This is a genomic window from Saccharopolyspora sp., assembly GCF_017434145.1.
Taxonomy (GTDB): Bacteria; Actinomycetota; Actinomycetes; order Mycobacteriales; family Pseudonocardiaceae; genus Saccharopolyspora_C; species Saccharopolyspora_C galaxeae.
Genome location: NZ_JAFRFW010000409.1, coordinates 1 through 18517, shown reverse-complemented (window position 1 = coordinate 18517; position 18517 = coordinate 1). Strand labels below are relative to the sequence as shown.

Annotated in this window: 20 protein-coding genes; 14 read left to right on the top strand and 6 right to left on the bottom strand. The window is 70.0% G+C overall.

Translation table 11 applies throughout. The features are described 5' to 3' along the window. Nucleotides 1–123: 123 nt before the first annotated feature. Entirely contained in the window at nt 124–1584 is a 1461-nt protein-coding gene (locus tag IJH84_RS11185) for a helix-turn-helix domain-containing protein (RefSeq protein WP_295143656.1), read from the bottom strand. Nucleotides 1585–1702: 118 nt separating this feature from the next. Between IJH84_RS11185 and aceA the strand changes: the two genes are divergently transcribed. Continuing rightward, entirely contained in the window at nt 1703–3025 is a 1323-nt protein-coding gene (aceA, locus tag IJH84_RS11180; protein ID WP_200070946.1) for an isocitrate lyase, read from the top strand. A 295-nt stretch (nt 3026–3320) separates the two neighbouring features. After that, entirely contained in the window at nt 3321–3884 is a 564-nt protein-coding gene (locus IJH84_RS11175) for a Uma2 family endonuclease (protein ID WP_200070947.1), read from the top strand. 156 nt (nt 3885–4040) lie between these two features. On the opposite strand, the gene IJH84_RS11170 is transcribed toward IJH84_RS11175, so the two are convergent. Beyond that, the gene (locus IJH84_RS11170; RefSeq protein ID WP_295143649.1) at nt 4041–4259 is read right to left on the bottom strand and encodes a hypothetical protein; all 219 of its coding nucleotides are present in this window, start codon (nt 4257–4259) and stop codon (nt 4041–4043) included. Between the two features lie 374 nt (nt 4260–4633). Here IJH84_RS11170 and IJH84_RS11165 point away from each other — a divergent pair, with 374 nt between their 5' ends. After that, nucleotides 4634–5686, top strand: coding sequence for a nitronate monooxygenase (locus IJH84_RS11165; protein ID WP_295143661.1), 1053 nt, complete (start codon nt 4634–4636; stop codon nt 5684–5686). Between the two features lie 112 nt (nt 5687–5798). Next, complete coding sequence (locus tag IJH84_RS11160; RefSeq protein ID WP_295143646.1) at nt 5799–6449, top strand: MOSC domain-containing protein; 651 nt, start codon at nt 5799–5801, stop codon at nt 6447–6449. Here the strand turns inward: IJH84_RS11160 and IJH84_RS11155 are convergent. Then, the gene (locus tag IJH84_RS11155; RefSeq protein WP_295143643.1) at nt 6424–7422 is read right to left on the bottom strand and encodes a methyltransferase; all 999 of its coding nucleotides are present in this window, start codon (nt 7420–7422) and stop codon (nt 6424–6426) included. The genes IJH84_RS11160 and IJH84_RS11155 overlap by 26 nt on opposite strands. A gap of 131 nt (nt 7423–7553) precedes the next feature. Further along, the gene (locus IJH84_RS11150; RefSeq protein WP_200070949.1) at nt 7554–8222 is read right to left on the bottom strand and encodes a GntR family transcriptional regulator; all 669 of its coding nucleotides are present in this window, start codon (nt 8220–8222) and stop codon (nt 7554–7556) included. A gap of 136 nt (nt 8223–8358) precedes the next feature. Between IJH84_RS11150 and IJH84_RS11145 the strand changes: the two genes are divergently transcribed. From IJH84_RS11145 to IJH84_RS11100, 10 genes are all read left to right on the top strand, one after another. Further along, a complete protein-coding gene (locus IJH84_RS11145) occupies nt 8359–9204 on the top strand; it encodes a sugar phosphate isomerase/epimerase (protein ID WP_295143640.1) in 846 nt (281 codons plus the stop codon). 39 nt (nt 9205–9243) lie between these two features. Further along, the gene (locus IJH84_RS11140) at nt 9244–10008 is read left to right on the top strand and encodes an SDR family NAD(P)-dependent oxidoreductase (protein WP_200070951.1); all 765 of its coding nucleotides are present in this window, start codon (nt 9244–9246) and stop codon (nt 10006–10008) included. 66 nt (nt 10009–10074) lie between these two features. Continuing rightward, nucleotides 10075–11412 (top strand): SLC13 family permease, encoded by a 1338-nt coding sequence (locus IJH84_RS11135; protein WP_295143637.1) that lies wholly within the window; start codon nt 10075–10077, stop codon nt 11410–11412. A 224-nt stretch (nt 11413–11636) separates the two neighbouring features. Then, on the top strand, nt 11637–13136 hold the full coding sequence (locus IJH84_RS11130; RefSeq protein WP_295143632.1) for a CoA-acylating methylmalonate-semialdehyde dehydrogenase: 1500 nt from the start codon (nt 11637–11639) through the stop codon (nt 13134–13136). 36 nt (nt 13137–13172) lie between these two features. After that, a complete protein-coding gene (locus IJH84_RS11125) occupies nt 13173–14357 on the top strand; it encodes an acyl-CoA dehydrogenase family protein (protein WP_200070954.1) in 1185 nt (394 codons plus the stop codon). Continuing rightward, nucleotides 14354–15400 carry an enoyl-CoA hydratase/isomerase family protein gene (locus tag IJH84_RS11120; protein WP_200070955.1) on the top strand — a complete coding sequence of 349 codons (1047 nt, stop codon included), beginning with the start codon at nt 14354–14356 and terminating at the stop codon, nt 15398–15400. The genes IJH84_RS11125 and IJH84_RS11120 overlap by 4 nt, the downstream gene beginning before the upstream one ends. 51 nt (nt 15401–15451) lie before the next feature. Then, nucleotides 15452–16387, top strand: coding sequence for a 3-hydroxyisobutyrate dehydrogenase (mmsB, locus tag IJH84_RS11115; RefSeq protein ID WP_295143625.1), 936 nt, complete (start codon nt 15452–15454; stop codon nt 16385–16387). Between the two features lie 52 nt (nt 16388–16439). Further along, nucleotides 16440–16655, top strand: coding sequence for a hypothetical protein (locus tag IJH84_RS11110; protein ID WP_233627694.1), 216 nt, complete (start codon nt 16440–16442; stop codon nt 16653–16655). Further along, nucleotides 16655–16906 (top strand): hypothetical protein, encoded by a 252-nt coding sequence (locus IJH84_RS11105; protein ID WP_233627635.1) that lies wholly within the window; start codon nt 16655–16657, stop codon nt 16904–16906. The genes IJH84_RS11110 and IJH84_RS11105 overlap by 1 nt, the downstream gene beginning before the upstream one ends. Before the next feature lie 143 nt (nt 16907–17049). After that, nucleotides 17050–17421 carry a barstar family protein gene (locus IJH84_RS11100; protein ID WP_295143620.1) on the top strand — a complete coding sequence of 124 codons (372 nt, stop codon included), beginning with the start codon at nt 17050–17052 and terminating at the stop codon, nt 17419–17421. 46 nt (nt 17422–17467) lie between these two features. Here the strand turns inward: IJH84_RS11100 and IJH84_RS11095 are convergent, their stop codons facing one another. Both IJH84_RS11095 and IJH84_RS11090 read right to left on the bottom strand, forming a co-directional pair. After that, nucleotides 17468–18247: an enoyl-CoA hydratase-related protein gene (locus IJH84_RS11095; protein WP_295143617.1), complete on the bottom strand. Its 780-nt coding sequence runs from the start codon at nt 18245–18247 to the stop codon at nt 17468–17470. Nucleotides 18248–18288: 41 nt separating this feature from the next. Further along, on the bottom strand, nt 18289–18517 hold a 229-nt coding region (locus IJH84_RS11090; protein ID WP_295143614.1), incomplete at its 5' end, for an ADP-ribosylglycohydrolase family protein.

Sequence of the window (18517 nt, the reverse complement as noted above, 5' to 3'; positions counted from 1 at the left end):
CGCGCTCCAACCCGGTCAGGCAGCGCTACCCGTGCCATGCAGTAGCGCCAACCGGTCTCGATCCGCAACTCGTGGTCGTGATCCCGCCGCGGCTACTGCTGACCGCTGACCGCCGTAGCAGTGCTAGTGCGATTCCAGGCACGCGTACACGTCGGCTTCGTCCACGCCGGGGAAGGTGTCCGACGGCAGCGCGGAGAGCACGTGCGAGTGCGCCCGCGCGGACGGCCACACCATGCCCTGCCACCGGTTGGCGAGTTCGGTCGGTGGCCGCTGGCAGCATTCGCCGTTCGGGCAGCCGGACTTCGAGTGGTTCGTCGTCTCCCGACCCCGGAACCAGCGCGACTCGGTGTACGGCACGCCCAGCGTGATCGCGAAATCCCGCCCGCGGTTCGGGTCGACGTGCGCGACGCACCAGTGCGTGGCACCTGGCTTGTCCGTGTACTGGTAGTAGGTCGAATAGCGGTCCGGCGAGGCGAACACCATCCGGCCTGCCCAGTGCCGGCACATCCGCTGCCCTTCGATGGCGCCCGCCGGGTCGGTGGGGAAGACCAGCCCGTCGTTCTCGTACGCCTTGTAGATGATGCCCGTCTCGTCGTTGCGCACGAAGTGGCACACCAGGTCCAGGTACTGCGTGGCGAGGTTGGTGAACCGGTGCGCGGCCATCTCGTAGGACACCGAGAACACGTCCCGCAGGTCCTCCACCGCCAGGTCGCGGTCCGCCTTGGCCTGCTGGAGGAAGCTGACCGCGGCGCGTTCCGGCACCAGCACCGCGGCCGCGAAGTAGTTCGCTTCCACCCGCTGGCGCAGGAAGTCGGCGAAGTCCCGCGGCTGCTCGTGCCCGAGGGTGAGGTGGCCGAGCGTCTGCAGCAGGATCGTGCGCGGACTGTGCATCCCCAGTGATTCCCGCCGCAGGAAGATCCGGTTGTGCCGCAGGTCCGTGATGGAGCGGACCGAGCGCGGCAGGTCGGCGACGAACCGCAGGCCGTAGCCCATGTGCGTGGCGATGGACTGGATGACCCCTTCGGACAGCGCGCCGCCGTGGTAGCCGACCCGGTCCAGGACTCCGGACGCGGCCTTCTCGATCTCCGGGAAGTAGTTGCCGTGCTCGCGCATCATCTGCCGCAGCGAGGCGTTCGCCTTGCGGGCCTCCTCGGGAGTGGCGACCTGCTTGGTCTCCCGCCGCTTCAGCTCGTCGTAGAGCGCCAGTACGTGTTCGAGGGCCTCGGTGGGCACCCGCTTGCCCACCTTCAGCGGCGGCACGTCCAGCCGCTGGTAGGTCGGGTCGAGCTGCGCCTGCTCGACGGCGATCTCCAGCTCCGCCCGCCGGTTCGGCGCTTTTTTCGACAGCAGCTCGTCCACCGAGCTGCCCAGCGCGTCGGCCAGCGAGCGCAGCAGCGACAGCTTCGGCTCGCGGTGTCCGTTCTCCAGCAGGGAGAGCTGCGAGGGCGCGCGCCCCACGCGTTCGCCCAGCTCAACGAGGGTGAGACCGGCAGCGCGGCGCAGGTGCCGCAGCCGCTGACCGAAGACCAGGAGGTCTTGGTCGGTAGAAAAATTACGGTCTTCTTCGGCGGCGAAGTCGGGCATGGCTTGATGCTAGCAGAAAAACCGCCGAAATTTCTACGATTTTCTTCTCGATCGGACCGGGGTCGTCGGCCAACACTAGGGGCAGCAACGGCACGAACCGTCCCGGAAGGGGAAGACCATGAGCCTCCAGCCTGGAACCCGCCAGCAGGCGATCAAGGCCGCCGAGGAACTCCAGCGGGAGTGGGACAACGACCCCCGCTGGAAGGGCATCGAGCGCACTCACACCGCCGCGGACGTCGTCCGCCTGCGCGGTTCCGTGCAGGAGGAGCACACCCTGGCCCGGCTCGGCTCCGAGCGGCTGTGGAACCTGCTCAACGACAACGACTACATCAACTCGCTGGGCGCGCTGACCGGCAACCAGGCGGTCCAGCAGGTCCGCGCCGGGCTCAAGGCCATCTACCTGTCCGGCTGGCAGGTCGCCGCGGACGCCAACCTGGCCGGTGAGACCTACCCGGACCAGAGCCTCTACCCGGCGAACTCGGTCCCGCAGGTGGTCCGCCGGATCAACAACGCCCTCAAGCGCGCCGACCAGATCAGCTGGTCCGAGGCGCTGGACCCGGAGGCCGAGGAGACCGAGTCGGAGCCGACGAACTGGCTGGCGCCGATCGTCGCCGACGCCGAGGCCGGTTTCGGCGGCGTGCTCAACGCCTACGAGCTGATGAAGGGCATGATCTCCGCGGGTGCCGCGGGTGTGCACTGGGAGGACCAGCTGGCCTCCGAGAAGAAGTGCGGCCACCTGGGCGGCAAGGTGCTCATCCCCACCAGCCAGCACGTCAAGACGCTGAACGCGGCGCGCCTGGCCGCGGACGTGGCCGGCACCCCCTCGCTGGTCATCGCCCGCACCGACGCGCAGGCCGCGACGCTGCTGACCAGCGACGTGGACGAGCGCGACGAGCCGTTCCTGACCGGTGAGCGCACCTCGGAGGGCTTCTTCAAGGTCCGCAACGGCATCGAGCCCTGCATCAGCCGCGGCCTGGCCTACGCGCCGCACGCGGACCTGATCTGGATGGAGACCTCGAAGCCGGACCTGGAGGTCGCCAAGCAGTTCGCCGAGGCGATCAAGGCCAAGTACCCGGACCAGATGCTGGCCTACAACTGCTCGCCGTCGTTCAACTGGCGCAAGAACCTGGACGACAGCACCATCGCCAAGTTCCAACGCGAACTCGGCCACATGGGCTACAAGTTCCAGTTCATCACGCTGGCCGGGTTCCACGCGCTGAACCACAGCATGTTCGACCTGGCCAAGGGTTACGCCGCCGACGGCATGACCTCGTACGTGGACCTGCAGGAGCGGGAGTTCGCCGCGGAGGCGCAGGGCTACACCGCCACGCGTCACCAGCGCGAGGCGGGCACCGGCTACTTCGACCTGATCAGCACCGCGGTGAACCCGGACTCGTCCACCACCGCGCTGGCCGGCTCGACCGAGACCGCCCAGTTCTGATCGAAAGCTCGCCCGGTGTCGGACCCGGGTGGCCGGGCCGAGGCGTCTGATCCGGACTCCTCGGCCCGGCACCAGAGTTGAGCGCTCGTCGCGGGAGCGCTCATCCGGAACGCACCAGAGGCCCTGTGGCGGGGTGTGCGAGATCGCAATGGTGCGAGTGGGCGGGGACCCTCCGGGGTTCCCGCCCACTTTTTCATGCTCACACGTTCCGGTGACGGCTGTATCAGATCGAACGCTTCGCGCCTCTTCATCGCAGAACCATCTTTGCGGCACCGAGAGCGAAGGGAATTCGACGATGCGGATCGAGGCAGGAGTGGGGCGTCCGTTCAGCGTGCACGATCTGGAGGGACTGCCCGAGGACGGCAGGCGCTACGAGCTGATCGACGGTGAGCTGCTTGCGAGTGCGGTGCCGGGATGGCCGCACCAGGGCGCGGTGGTCGAACTGGCCTCGCAGCTGCACATCGCGTGCACGTCGCCGTACCGGGTGCTCGCCGCGCCGTTCGCGGTCCGGCCGGACCCGTTCACCGAGCTGCGACCGGACATCCTGGTGGCGCGGCACGACGACCTGACGTTGCGGAATCTGCCGTCCGCGCCGGTGGTCGCGGTGGAGGTGGTGTCGCCGAGCAGCCGGATCAAGGACGAGAGCTTGAAGAAGGCCGTCTACGCGCGGCTGGGCACGCGGTTCTTCTGGCTCGTCGACCCCGACCTGGAGCAGCCGACGATCACCGCGTGGGAGTTGGTGGGTGGTTCGCGGTATCAGCGGATCGCGCGGGTTCGTGACGACGAGGTCTTCGAGAGCACCGAGCCGTTCGCGGTCAAGCTCGCCCCGGCGGATCTCGTGGCGGGACTGCGCCCGTGACCGGCTTGGTATGTCCGTTGTGGACTGAACAGGTGGTTTCGGCAGGGGAAGTCGCTTGCCGGAACGTGGGGCGGAAATCTCGTAGCGGAACTTCCGCCCCACGCGGCCTCATCCAGGGGCGGCCGCCGGCATGGCGGCGGCCGCCGGGGGAGTCGGTCAGGCCGCCAGGCCGAGGGCGTCCAGTGCGCCGCCGACCGACGAGAGCGTGTCGGCGACGGTCGCGTCCAGCGCCTCCGCGATCGGCGTCAGTTCCGCGGCGTTGGCCGGTAGCGCCAGACCGATCATCAGCGCGGGCACCGCCGTTGCGGCGAACGCGATGCGCTTGACCCGCGACCCGGCTTCGGCCTCGGTGGTCTGCTTGGCGGTTGTACTCATCGGGTTCTCCCGTTCTCGCGTGGTTTGCGGTGCCAAGAGATTCGTGGAGCGAGGCATTCGGAACAAGGCGATTAACAATTCGTTTTCCAGCTCGGTACACCCGCGCATCAGAGGTGGCGCGGCGCACAGACGAAGGGAGGTGGGGCCATCGGCCCAGGAGCTGGTTGGCCATCGGCTCAACGGGTTTCGGATGATCGGCTGCGGGGTGTGCGGGAGCGGATCACCGGCTTCCAGTGGGAGCGCCTCGCGGACGGAGCTGAAGCCGTTTGCCGCCGGCGTCCGAGAAAGCATTGTCGCGCAAGCGTTTTCGGCGTCGAACCGGTGTGGTGCTCGCGATGTCGCGGGCAGGCGGCGCGACAACTAATGTGCCGGGCATGATCGAGCAGCGGACGGTGCCGGTGATCGCGGCGCCGATGGCGGGCGGGATCAGCACCCCGGAGCTGGCCGCGACGGTCAGCGGCATGGGCGGGTTCGGCTTCCTGGCCGCGGGCTACCTCACCGAAGAGGCGCTGAACGGGCAGATCGCCAGAGCGCGCGAGCTGACCGCGGAACCGTTCGGGGTGAACCTGTTCGTTCCCGGCCATCGGCGCAACATCGAGCTGGCGGCCTACCGCAGCCGCGTCCAAGCCCAGGCGCAGCACTACGGCGTCGAACCGGGTACAGCGCACTGGGACGACGACCTGTACCAGGCCAAGGTGGAACTGGTGATCGCCCAGCGGATCCCGGTGGTGTCGTTCACCTTCGGCTGCCCGGAATCGTCCACTGTGGAGCGGTTGCACTCGGTGGGGGCGGAAGTGGTCGCCACCGTGACCACGCCCTCGGAAGCGCGGCAGGCGGCGGAATCCGGGGTCGACCTGCTCTGCGTGCAAGGTTCCGAAGCCGGCGGTCACCGGGCGGTCCTCGACGACGATGAGGCGACGCGGGCCGGTGGTGAGTTGATCGGCCTGCTGGGCGCGCTGCGGTTGATCTCGGCAGAGGTCGAGCTGCCGCTGATCGCCGCGGGCGGGATCGTCACCGGTGCCGACGTGGCCGCGGTGCTCGCGTCCGGTGCGGTCGCGGCGCAGCTGGGCACGGCCTTCATGATCACGGATGAGGCGGGTACCGCGGCGGCCCAGCGTGCGGAGATCGCCGAGGGCACCCGGGCCACGGAGTTCACCAGAGCGTTCAGCGGACGTCCCGCGCGCGGGCTGGTGAACCGCTTCATGCGGGAGAACGGCCCGCACGCGCCCGCCGCCTACCCGCAACTGCACCACCTCACCAAGCCGGTGCGGGCAGCGGCCGGGAAAGCCGGAGACCCGGAAGCCATGTCGCTGTGGGCGGGGCAGACCTACTCGCAGGCCGCTGCTCGGCCCGCCGCGGAACTGGTCCAGGATCTCGTGGACGGTGCGCGGCGAGCGTTCGACTCCGGACGCAGCAAGCTGCCCTGAACCGCCGGTATTCGCGGAACACCGCGCTGTGGACGGTCTTCGTGCTCGCTGACCGTTGAAGGACCGCGAAAACACCTGGATGCGCGGGCGGAGCAGCGCATAGGTTGGCGCGGTGGGTTATGTGCGGTCGGTGAACGTGGCGGTGCTGCGTACCGGTGAGTGGACCGGGCGGATGGGGCGAACAGGGATCGACAAGCGTCCGGTGGACGATCCGGTCGAGTTCACCCCGAGCGGAGTGCGCGGTGATCAGGTGATCGACACCAAGCACCACGGAGCCTGGTACCAGGCGGCCTATGCCTTCGACACCGAGGATCTGGGGTTCTGGTCCGCGGAGCTGGGCCGGGAGCTGGTGCCGGGCAACGCGGGGGAGAACCTGAGCCTTCTCGGCTGCGAGAGCAGTTTCGCGGTGATCGGCGAGCGCTGGCGCATCGGCGCCGCCGTGCTGCGGGTGACCGGACCGCGCAACCCGTGCCGGGTCTTCGCCGGCTTCTGGCAGCACAAGGGCCTGGTGAAGCGGTTCGCCGAAATCGGCAGGCCGGGGGCTTACCTCGCGGTGGAGGAATCCGGCGACATCCGCGCCGGGGACGAGGTCCGGATGCTGAGCAAGCCCGGCCACGCGGTCACGGTGGCGGACGTTTTCGCGCTCGCCATGGGGGACCGGGATCGCCGCGAGCAGGTGGCGCCCGCGGCGCAGGACCTGCCGCCGAAGTGGCGTCGCCAGCTGCGGCTCGAAGAGCTCACCGGTCGGGCAGACATTCGATGATGCCGTAACCGCCCGACACGCGGGTGACCGCTGCGACGAACAACCCGGCGGCAGAGGCGATCCGGTCGGTCCGGTCCAGATCCCGCATCCGGCCGCCCACGTAGATCATCATCCGCAGGTCCATCTCGGTGAACGCTTCCGGGGCGCCGGGCAGCAGCTCGATGATCAGCACGCTGCCGTCGGCGCCCGCGGCCTCCGCGCAGCGGGCGAGTATGCGGATCGCGTCCTCGTCGTCCCAGTCGCCGAGGACGTCGCTCAGCACGTAGGCGTCCGCCGAGTCCGGCAGCGGGTCGAAGAAGCTCCCGGTGACCACGTCGACGCGGTCTCGCAGACCGCGCGAACGCAGGTACTCGTCGGCGTTGCGGGCCGGTCCGGCCAGGTCGACGACCATGCCGCGAACGTCCGGGTACCGCTGCAGGATCGCGTCGATCAGCACGCCCTTGCCGCCGCCGATGTCGGCGACCCGGCCGAACCGGTCCCAGTCCAGTTCGTCGGCCACCACCGGAGCGAGGGTGCTCGACTTCGTCTCCATCAGGTCGTCGAAGGAGTCCGACAGTTGCGCGCTGTGCGCGAGGTCTTCCCAGAACGAGCGGCCGAACGCAGCCCGGTACGCCGGGTGGTGCCCGCGCACCTGCTCGATCAGCTCCACGAAGGCCAGATCCGCGCGTCCGACCGCGCCGTCCAGATCGAGCCACTCCCTGGTGCCGCTCGGCGAGTCGCTCTCCAGCTCGCGCGAAGCGGCGTTCGGACCGAACACGTCGGGTTCCGGTTCGGTGAACATGCCGTGCTGCACCAGGTACCGCAACAGCCTGCCGAGCGGGTCGGCCTGCGCCTCGCTCCTCTTGGCGATCTCCTCCAGCGCGACCGGCCGGTCCCGGACGATGTCGGCCACGCGCAACGTCGCGACCGTTCGCACGGCGAACGGCTTCACCAGGTCTGCCATTGCCCAGATGTCCACCGGCTCCGGGGCCATGCGCCGCAGCATAGGCGCCGTAGGTGACCTGGGCAGAGCCGTCAGCGGGGCTGGGGAGTGCGTGAAAGCGGGTCAGTTGGCGGAACCTCGGGCGTCTTCTGGCTGCGGCTGACGCCGCTTGTGCCGCTGCCCTAGTCGCCGAGCACGGCGACGATCCGCTCGGTGGTTTCGCTCATGTGCTCGCGCACCACCTCGCGCGCCCGCGCGGCTTCGCCCGCCTCGATCGCGTCGACGATCGGGGTGTGCCGCTGCCAGGCCATGTTGCGCACCGCCAGCTCCGGGCCGGAACGCACGATGGTCGCGCGGGTCAGCCCGGAGATGTTCTGCCAGGACTGCACGAGCGCGGCGTTGCCGGTCAGTTCGCACAGCAGCCGGTGGAACGCCAGGTCGTTCTCCACCAGTTCCGCCATGCCCTGCTGCTCGTCGCGGAGCCGGTCCACGGCCGCGCGCAGCGTGCTGATGATCTCGTCCCGCTCCGGCGCGCCGCATAGCAGCTCCACTGCGAGGACTTCCAGCGCCGCACGTACCGCGAAGATGTCGCGCACTTCGGCTTTCGTCAGCGCGCGCACCAGCAGCTTGCCGCGTTCGTCGGCGACGACGAGTCCTTCCTGCACCAAGTGCCGGAGTGCTTCGCGCAAGGTTCCGCGAGAGACCGAGAGCGCTTCGCTGAGCTCGGTCTCGATCAGCCGCCGCCCTGGTTCGAGCTGCCCGCTGCTGATCGCTTCCCGCAGCTTGTGCAGGGACTGCTCGCGCAACGTCTGCCGGTCGACGCCGCCCAGCGCCGGGACATCCAGGGACACGTGTGGATCGCCTCTCTGCTCGGGTCCGGGCTCATCGTAGTCCAAGACCCGGTCGTCCAGTGACAGTCGACTGTTGACAGTCGACGCGAGTTGGACGTTAACTGTGCGCCACCTAACGCACGAAGGAGTGACGGTCATGGTGCTGCGCGGGGATCCGGAGCCGAGCTGCCTGCCCGAACTGGGCTGCTCGACGATCTCGTTCCGCCACCGCCGGCTGACCGAGGCGCTGACGACGATCCGCGAGCTCGGTTTCGACGGCATCGACCTCGGTGGACTCCCCGGGGTCTGCGAGCACATCCCGCACCCGTTGGGCGAGGACACCGCAGGCATCGTGCGCGCAGTCGAGGAATCGGGCTTGCGCACCTGGGCGATCAACGTCGACCCGGGGCCGCTGAACGATCCCGCGCTGTCCGAGCACGACCTGCTCGAATCCGGGCGGCGGCTGGTGCGGCTGGCCGCTCGCCTGAACGCCGCCATGATCGTGCCCTGCGGAGCGCAGACCCGGACGCCGTTCGTGGCCGAAGACGCCGATCTGGACCGGCTCGCGCGCGGCCTGCGCGCACTCGGCGAGCTCGCCGCGAGCAACGGGGTGCGGTTGCTGGTGGAGGGCCTGCACCACTTCCGGTTCTGCCACACCGCCGAGCGCGCGATCGCGCTGCTGGAGCGGGTTCCTGCCGAAGCGGCCGGGCTCGTTTACGACGTCAGCCACGTCGTCGCGGGTGGCATCGACGAGGTGGCGCTGGCGCGGGAACTCGCTACCCGCGTCGAGCACGTGCACTACCGGGACGCCGCGCCCGGCGAGATCAACCTCAGCATCGGCTGCGGCCGCGCGGACTTCGCCGGAGTGATCGCGGCGCTGGCCGAGAACCCCGGCAACCGCCGCCACGTGCTCGAACTCGAAACCCACGACGTGGCCGAAACCGACCGTCCCGCCGCGGCCGCCGCCGCTCGCGACGACGTCCGCGCACAGCTGGCCGGCTGACCCGGCCGGTTCCCGACGACCGAGATCTGGAGGACCCGCATGTCCGAAACCGCACGTACCGCCGTCATCACCGGAGCCGGATCCGAGCGCGGCATCGGGCGGGAGACCGCCCGGCAGCTGGCCGCGGCCGGTTTCGACATCGCGGTGCTGGACGTCGACGGCGATGCCGCCGAGCGCACCGCGGGTGTCGTCGCCGAGGAGCACGGGGTCCGCGCACTCGGCGTGCGCGCCGACGTCACCGACGAGTCCTCGGTGGACTCCGCGGTCTCCGCCGTCGAATCCGCCGATCTGCCGCCGATCGCGACGCTGGTCAACAACGCGGGAATCACCCGCCCGACCCGCTTCCTGGACATCGAGCAGGACGAGTGGGAGCTGGTGTTCCGGGTCAACGTCACCGGGACGTACCTGGTCACGCGGCGGGTGCTGCCCGGGATGGTCGAGCGCGGCTACGGGCGCATCGTCAACGTCTCCTCGGTCAGCGCGCAGCGCGGCGGCGGGGTGTTCGGCGGGTCGCACTACTCGGCGGCCAAGGCGGCCGTGCTCGGGCTGACCAGGGCGCTGGCGCGGGAGGTCGGACCGAACGGAGTGGTGGTCAACGCGGTCGCCCCGGGCCTGGTGGACACCGACATCACCGGCGGACTGCTCAGCGGTGAACGCAAGGAAGAACTGATCTCCGGGGTCCCGGTGGGGCGCAACGGCCGGACCACCGACGTGGCGAGCACGATCACCTTCCTCGCCGGCGAATCCGTCGGCTACATCACCGGCGCCACCTTCGACATCAACGGCGGCTCGCACATCAACTGACCGCCTGGCCCGCCCGGCCGCGCCGGGCACACCGCAATGGCGAGGACCACGGAAAGAGCGACAAGGATGTCCAACTCCCTCCTCCTGCTGCACACCGCGATCACGGTGCTCGGAATCGTGGGCTTGATCGTGGGTGCGCGGCTGAACCCGGTGATCGTGCTGGTGCTGGGTTCGCTGTACCTCGGCCTGGCCACCGGGCTCGGTTTCGAAGGCACCGCGAAGGCCGTCACGACCGGGTTCGGCGATCTGATGGCCGAGGTCGGGCTCATCATCGGGTTCGGCGTGCTGCTCGGTTCGCTGCTGTCGGCGACCGGGACGTTGCAGCGGATCGTCGAGCTGTTCCTGAAGGCGTTCGGGAAGGACCGGTCGCCGTACGCGCTGGGCTTGTCCGCGGGCGTGGTGTTCCCGGCGATCTACTTCGACGTGGCCCTGGTGATGCTGGCGCCGATCGCGCGCTCGGTGGCCGCCCGCACCGGTGCGAGCGTGGCGGCCGTCGGCGGCGCGCTGGCGATCGGCTTGGAGGTCGGGCTGCTGATGGTGCTGCCGGGTGCGGCGGCATTGGCGATCAGCGGTTCGCTCGGCGTCGGCCTCGGCATGATGCTGCTGTTCGGCATCGGGATCGGCGTGGCATCGATCGTCATCGCGGTGTTCCTGCACGGCAGGCTCATGCGCCGCACCTGGAACCCGGCCAAGGACGAAGCGCACGTCGATGACGGCATCGAAGGCATGGCCGTGGGCTCCGCGGAAACCCCGAAGCGCACCTTGCCGCTGATCGTGCTCGTGCTGCCGGTGCTGGTGCCGTTGCTGCTGATCGTGCTGGGCACGGTGACCGAGACCGCGGGCGCGCGGATCGGCTGGATCGCGTTCCTGGCCGACCCGGTGGTGGCATTGCTGATCGGTCTCGTGCTCGGCTGCGCGATCACGGTGTGGACGTTGTCCAGGGACGCCGTCGAGCGGGCGTTGAACAAGGGCGCGGCCACCAGCGGCACGATCCTGCTGTTCACCGGCGTGGCAGGTTCGCTCGGCGAGGTGATCAGCCGGACCGGCGTCGGCGACGTGGTGAGCGGCCTGTTCCACGCGGGCAGTGCGTCGCCGCTGCTGCTCGCGTGGCTGGTGGCGGCGTTGCTGCGGCTGGCGCAGGGCTCGGGCTCGGTCGCGGCGATCACCGCGGCGACGCTGCTGGCGCCCGTCGTCGGTGGCCTGGGCACGGCGCCGGTGCTGGTCGCGCTGGCCGCGGCGGCGGGGGCGAGCTTCGGCGGCCACGTCAGCGACAACACGTTCTGGATGTTCCGCACGCTGCTGAGCCTGTCCACCCGCGGCGCGTTCCAGGTCTACACGGTCGCCCAGTCGATCATGTCGGTGGTGGCGCTGGCTCTCGTGCTCGTCGCGGACCTGGTCAGCTGAGGCCCCGCCACGCACCAAAGCCCCCCGAGCGGGGGCTTTCGTGCTGTTCGGGGACGTTTCGCAGCGGGCCGCACCCGATCGGTTCAGGTAGATGTGACGTGCGGCACCTGTTGCGGTGGCAGGCCCCGGCGCAATGATTGGGTGGCCAAAGGTTGGAAGGCCGAGTAATCGGCCCGTTCGGCGGCGGGCATCAACGGCGAGATCGGTGAAAGGTTCGGTGCGGTATGTCCCAGGAGTTGACGCACTTCATCGGCGGCGAGCGGGTCGCCGGGACCTCCGGGAACTTCGGTGACGTGTTCGATCCGAACACCGGGCAGGTGCAGGCAGCGGTGCCGTTGGCCTCGACCGGCGAGGTCTCCGCCGCCGTCGCCGACGCGGCCGCGGCGCAACCGGCGTGGGCGGCGCAGAACCCGCAGAAGCGGGCCCGGGTGCTGATGCGCTTCCTGCAACTGGTCAACGACGAGATGGACTCGCTGGCCCGGCTGCTGGCCGCCGAGCACGGCAAGACCGTCCCGGACGCCAAGGGCGACATCCAGCGCGGCCTGGAGGTCGTCGAGTTCGCCGTCGGCATCCCGCACCTGCTCAAGGGCGAGTACAGCGAGAACGCGGGAACCGGCATCGACGTCTACTCGATGCGCCAGCCGCTGGGCGTGGTCGCGGGCATCACCCCGTTCAACTTCCCGGCGATGATCCCGCTGTGGAAGGCCGCACCTGCCATCGCGGCGGGCAACTCCTTCGTGCTCAAGCCCTCCGAACGGGACCCGTCGGTGCCGCTGCGGCTGGCGGAGCTGTTCGTCGAAGCGGGCCTGCCGCCGGGCGTGCTCAACGTGGTCAACGGCGACAAGACCGCGGTGGACGCGGTGCTGACCGACCCGCGGATCGAGGCGGTCGGGTTCGTCGGCTCCTCGTCGATCGCGGAGTACATCTATTCGACCGCGGCCGCGCACGGCAAGCGCGCGCAATGCTTCGGCGGCGCGAAGAACCACATGATCGTGATGCCGGATGCGGATCTGGACCAGGCGGTGGAGGCGCTGGTCGGCGCCGGCTACGGCTCGGCGGGTGAGCGGTGCATGGCGATCTCGGTGGCGGTGCCGGTCGGGCAGGCCACCGCGGACGCGCTGGTGGAGAAGCTCACCGAGCGGGTGCGCAAGCTCAAGATCGGCACCAGCTTCACCGAGGATGCCGACTTCGGGCCGCTGGTGACCAGGCAGGCGAAGCAGCGGGCGGACGACCTGGTCACCGCAGGTGTCGACGAAGGGGCGAAGCTGCTGGTCGACGGTCGCGGGTTCGAGATGGCAGGCCACGAGGGCGGCTTCTTCGCGGGTGCCTCGCTGTTCGACCACGTCACGCCGGACATGCGGATCTACCGGGAGGAGATCTTCGGTCCCGTGCTGTCGGTGGTGCGCGCGGCCGATTACGAGGAGGCGCTGCGGCTGCCGAGCGAGAACGAGTACGGCAACGGGGTCGCCATCTTCACCAGGGACGGCGACGCGGCGCGCGAGTTCGTCAGCCGCGTCGACACCGGGATGATCGGGGTGAACGTGCCGATCCCGGTGCCGATCGCGTACCACACCTTCGGCGGCTGGAAGCGCTCCGGCTACGGCGACCTGAACCAGCACGGCCCGGACTCGATCAAGTTCTACACCAAGACCAAGACGGTCACCTCGCGCTGGCCGTCCGGACTCAAGGAAGGCGCCAGCTTCACCATTCCGACCATGAACTGAGCTCGGTGAGCCTGCCCCACAGGTGAGGAGTCAGACGTGTCCGTTGCAGCGGTAACCGGCCCCACCGGCGCGGCGTCGCCGTTCGAGCTGTCCGAGGACCAGCGCGCGATCCAGCAGACCGCCCGCGAGTTCGCCGCCGAACAGCTCGCCCCGCACGCGGTGCAGTGGGACCAGGACAAGCACTTCCCGGTGGAGGTGCTGCGCACCGCCGGGGAACTGGGCATCGGCGGGATCTACGTCGACGACGCCTACGGCGGCACCGGCCTGAGCCGGTTCGACTCGGTGCTCATCTTCGAGGCGCTGGCCTCCGGTGACCCTTCGGTGGCGGCGTACCTGTCGATCCACAACATGGTCGCCGGGATGATCGACCGGTTCGGCGACGCCGAGCAGAAAGCCCAGTGGCTGCCCGGGTTGTGCTCGCTGCAGCAGCGGGCGAGCTACTGCCTGACCGAACCGGAGGCGGGCTCGGACGCGGCCGCGCTGCAGACCCGCGCGGTGCGCGACGGGGACGACTACCTGCTCACCGGGGTCAAGCAGTTCATCTCCGGCGGCGGCAGCTCGGACGTCTACGCGGTGATGGCGCGCACCGGGGACACCGGGTCCGGCGGCATCTCCACGTTCCTGGTCGAAGCCGGTGCGCAAGGGCTCTCGTTCGGGCCGAACGAGCGCAAGATGGGCTGGAACGCCCAGCCCACCCGGCAGGTGCTGTTCGACGAGGTCCGGGTGCCCGCGAGCAGGCGGCTGGGGCCGGAGGGCATCGGGTTCAAGATCGCCATGGCGGGGCTGGACGGCGGCCGGCTCAGCATCGCGGCCTGCTCGCTCGGGGGCGCGCAGGCCGCGTTGGACAAGAGCCTTGCCTATGTCCGGGAGCGCAGCGCGTTCGGATCGAAGCTCAGCGAGTTCCAGGTGCTGCAGTTCAAGCTCGCCGACATGGCGACCGATCTGGAGGCCGCGCGGATGCTGCTGTGGCGCGCGGCGTGGGCGCTGGACACCCGCGATCCGGACGCCACCCGGCTGTGCGCGATGGCCAAGCGGCTGGCCACCGACGCGGGCTTCGCCGTGGCGAACGAGGCACTTCAGATCCACGGTGGTTACGGATACCTTGCCGAGTACGGCCTGGAGAAGATCGTTCGCGACCTGCGCGTGCACCAGATCCTCGAAGGCACCAACGAGATCATGCGCTTGATCATTTCCCGTGGATTGCTGGAGTCGGCATCATGACATCAACCGCCCCGGAAGTTCTGCTCAACGTAGAGGGCGCGCTCGGACGGATCACGCTCAACCGCCCCAAGGCGATCAACTCGCTCACCTTGGAGATGGTGCGGTCGATCACCGAGGCACTTGAGCAGTGGCGTTCCGACGACCGGGTGCGCGCGGTGCTCATCGAGGGCGCCGGGGAACGCGGCCTGTGCGCGGGCGGGGACATCCGCGCGCTCTACGACGCGGCCAAGGCCGACGACGACTCGCTGCCGAAGGCGTTCTGGAGCGAGGAGTACCGGCTCAACGCGGCGCTGTCGCACTACCCGAAGCCCGTGGTCGGGCTGATGGACGGCGTGTGCATGGGCGGCGGCGTGGGCATCACCGCGCACGGTTCGCACCGGGTGGTCACCGAACGTTCCAAGGTCGGGATGCCGGAGACCGGAATCGGGTTCGTGCCCGACGTGGGCGGCACCTACCTGCTCTCGCGCGCGCCGGGTGAGTTCGGCACGCACCTGGCGCTGACCGGTACTCCGGTCGGCGGCGCGGACGCGATCGCGCTGGGCCTGGCCGACGATTTCGTGCCCAGCGACCGGCTCGAAGAGCTGGTCGCGGCGTTGACCGATGGCGAGGTGGACGCGGCGCTGGCCAGGTTCGCCACCGAGCGCCCGCCCGCACCGCTGGCGGCGCAGCGGGAATGGATCGAAGCGGCCTATTCCGCCGACCGCGTGGAAGACGTCCTCACCAGGCTGCGCGCGCGCCCGGAAGAAGCCGCGCAGCAGGCCGCCGACGCCATCGAGACCAAGTCGCCGACCTCGCTGAAGATCACGCTGCGCGCCTTGCGGTCGCGCCCGGACACCTTGGAGCAGGCGCTCGACCAGGAATACCGGCTGGCGCTGGCCACCGTTTCGGTCGGCGATTTCGTGGAGGGCGTGCGCGCCACGCTCGTCGACAAGGACAAGGACCCGAAGTGGTCGCCGGAGCGCCTGGACGAGGTGACCGACGAGTTCGTCGAGCGGTTCTTCGCCCCGCTCGGCGCCGCGGAATTGGGACTCGCAGCGGACTGATCCCGCTGCAGCCGGGGCCGTCCCGGCCGATCGGCAGAAGGGAACGTGACAATGGCTGTCATCGCTTTCATCGGGCTGGGCCACATGGGCGGGCCCATGTCGGCGAACCTGGTCAAGGCCGGGCACGCGGTGCGCGGGTTCGACCTGGCCCCTGCGGCGCTGGCGCAGGCGCGGGCGAACGGCGTGACCACCGCGGACTCGGCGGCCGATGCGGTGGCCGGGGCGGATGCGGTGATCACCATGCTGCCCAGCGGCAAGCACCTGCTGGACTGCTACCGGGAGGTGCTCGGTTCGGTGCAGCCGGGTGCGCTGCTGATCGACTGCTCCACGGTCGACGTCGCCGACGCGCGGGCGGCGCACGAGGCGGCGGGCGCGGCCGGGTTCGGTTCGCTGGACGCCCCGGTCTCCGGCGGTACCGCGGGCGCAGAGGCGGGCACGCTGACGTTCATGGCGGGCGGTGCCGCCGCCGTGTTCCAGCGCGCGGAGGCGGTGCTGGAACCGATGGCGCGCAAGGTGATCCACTGCGGCGGCGCCGGGCACGGGCAGGTCACCAAGATGTGCAACAACCTCATCCTGGGCGCGTCGATGATCGCGGTCAGCGAGGCTTTCGTGCTGGGCGAGCGGCTCGGGCTGAGCAACCAGGCGCTCTACGACGTCGCCTCGATCTCCACCGGGCAGTGCTGGTCGCTGACCACGAACTGCCCGGTGCCGGATCTGGTGGAGACCAGCCGCGCGAATCACGACTACGAGCCGGGGTTCTCCGCGGCGCTGATGCTCAAGGACTTGCGGCTGGCCGAGTCCGCGGCCGAGCAGAGCGGCACCGACACCGCGATCGGGCAGCTGGCCACCGAGCTGTACCAGCGGTTCAACGCCGAGGGCGGCGGCGAGTATGACTTCGGCGCGATCATCCGCTCCATCCGGGAGCACTCCGGTGCCGAGGGCACGGTGACGCCGTCCGGATCGGCGGAGGCCACCGGCACAGCGTGAGCTCCGGGCCGGGTTCATCGGGTTGCAACCCGGGCGTAGGCTCCGCGCCGTGATGGACTGGCTGTTCGAGTTGTGGGACGCCGTCGAGCTGTGGCTCGTGCAGCTGTGGTACCCGCTGCAGGTGACGCTGGTGCTGGCGGTGCTGCTGCCGGTGTGCTTCGGCTTGGCGAAGGTGCTCGACCGGGGCATCGACGGGCTCGGCGCGAAGCTGACGCGGCTGCGCGATGCCGAGCCGCCGGTGCGTTCCCGCCCGAAGGCGCAGCGGTAGTGAACCGCGTGTCCTCCCGCAAGCGGATCACGATCGCCCTGGTCGGGCTGATCGTGCTGGTGGTGGTCGGCTGGTTCGTGCAGCAGCGCTCGGCCGACCCGTCCGCTCCCGCGGGCATGTCCCGGCCCGCGGTGAGCTCGCCGATGCCGGTTTCCTACGATTCGTGGCCGATCCGGAGTTCGTCCGGATCGGCTTTCGAGGTTGTGCGGGCCCGGGGCCTCCCGGTGCCCGGTGGCGGGCCGTGGGGCTGAGTCCCTTCCGGTCGCGGAATGGCCCCGCACAGCGGGAAAAGTGACGTTTTCGTGGTTGTCGACTTGCGCGGTTGAGTGGGATGTTTGCGACGAAGCTGCTGGCGGCTAAACGGCCCGGCAAGGTCTTCCGGAAGGAGTCTGCGGTGGGCGAGCAGGAGCAGCCTGAGCAGAGCGCGGTGAGCGCCCGCGAGGCCGCTGCGGCGGCCGAGCAGCGGGGCGCGGTACCGCACGTCCTCGACGGCCGGGAGCTGGTGAACAAGCGCACCACGCTGGAGGGCATCGCGGCGGCGCTGTCCTTCCCGGAGTGGGCGGGCCGCAACCTGGACGCGCTCTACGACTGCCTCACCGACCTGTCCTGGCTGCCCGAGGGCGAGCACGTGCTGATCTGGTCCGGCTCCACCTCGCTGGCCCAGCACGACCCGAGGGCCTACGAGAAGATCAACTCGGTGTTGCGGGACGCGGCCCGCAACACCGTCTGCGGCCGCTCCTTCGAACCGGTGCTCACCCGCGACTGAGCGGACGCCGAGCTGCGGGTGGACCGGTCCATCCTTCGGGCCGTGTTCAGGATTCCTGTTCGGGCACCCAAGAAGCCGGGCGCTTCTCCTTGAAGGCGCGCATTCCCTCCTGGCCCTCTTCCGAGGCGAAGTGGTGGGCGGAGAGGTCGAGCATGGCGTCGAAGTCCTCGTTGAGGGTGCTCGCGCGCGGGCGGCGCAGCATCGCCTTGGTGGCGGCCAGGGCGTTCGGGGCACCGCGGGTGAGCAGGTCGGCGTAGCGGCGCGTTCGGGTGTCGAGTTCTTCGGCGGGAACGGCGGAGTTGAGCAGGCCGATCTCGACGGCCCGGTGGGCGTCGAAGGTCTCGCCGGTCAGGAACAGTTCGTGCGCGGCGCGCGGTTGCAGGCGCGGCAGCACGGTCAGCGAGATCACCGCGGGCACGACGCCGATTCGGACTTCGGAGAAGGCGAAGGTCGCCGTCTCGGCGGCGACGGCGAGGTCGCAGGCGGCGACGATGCCGACTCCGCCGGCGCGGGCGGGGCCCGCGAGTTTCGCGACGACCGGTTTCGGGCTGGTCCACAGCGTTTCCAGGATGTCGGGCAGTTCCCGCACGCCCTGGTCCTGCGAACCGGCGCCGCTGGATTCCTTCAGGTCCATGCCCGAGCAGAACACCGGCCCGGTGTGGTCCAGGATGACGACCCGCACCGCTTCGTCGGCCAACGCGGCGGCCAACTGCTCGCGGAGTTCGCGGCGCAACTGCGCGGACAGCGCGTTGCGGTTGTGCGGGGAGTCCAGCGTGATCGTCGCGATGCCCGCTTCGACGTTGCGGTGCACGAGTTCTTCGCCCATGCGGCGAACCGTAGCCGCCTGGGCAGCCGGGGAGCCAGGACTCAGGTCGGCGGGTAGCGGGTGAACCACTCCGCGGTATCCGGTGGTCGCGGGCCGAACTCCAACGCCGCGTCGTGCGCGAGCCGTTCGATCACGTCGTGCAGTTCCAGCTCGGCGCGCCACCGCTGCGGGATGGTCGCGGCGCCGCGCTGCGCGCCGACGAGGCTGCCGCACACCGCCCCGGTCGTCGCGCTGTTGCCGGAATGGTTCACCGCCAGCGGCAGCGCGGCG